Consider the following 450-nt stretch of genomic DNA (forward strand, 5'->3'; position numbering starts at 1 on the left):
CGCCCTCTTCCAGCCCCGATCCGCGCAGTACGTTGTCGAGCATCAGCTCGCCCCAGTCGCCGCGGACCTTGGCATTGCCCTTCAGCGCATTCGTCAGCGCCGATGCCTGCGCCGCCATGTCCTGGTTGAGCGTCTTCAGTTCGCCCACCGCACCCAGCAGGCTGGCGCGTTGCCGCGCTTCCTCGCCATACAGCGTATCGACGCGGGTGCGGAAATCGCCCAGCTTGTCGGCGAACGGCTTGAGCAGCCCCTCGATGTCCGCGCGTGACTGCACTGTCGCCTGCCGCACGTTCTTCTCGAACTGCTGTCCGCGTTCGTCGAACACCTTGCCCGCCAGTTCGGCGAAGGCGCCCGACAGCTTTTCCTTGGCGGTATCAAGATAGCTGCGCAGTTCGGCACTGGCCCGTTCGGAGTGCTGCAGATTGGCCACCGCGCGGGCATGTTCACCGT

1 protein-coding gene is annotated in these 450 nt (G+C 65.6%); it reads right to left on the reverse strand.

Features of this window, described 5'->3' with window-relative positions; translation table 11 throughout:
* Positions 1 to 430 (reverse strand): DNA recombination protein RmuC (gene rmuC / locus ACNFOC_RS55365; RefSeq protein ID WP_416966441.1); only part of this gene is annotated, 430 nt, incomplete at its 3' end.
* Between the last annotated feature and the right edge of the window lie 20 nt (positions 431 to 450).

This window comes from Streptomyces colwelliae, assembly GCF_048158785.1.
Classification (GTDB): domain Bacteria; phylum Actinomycetota; class Actinomycetes; order Streptomycetales; family Streptomycetaceae; genus Streptomyces.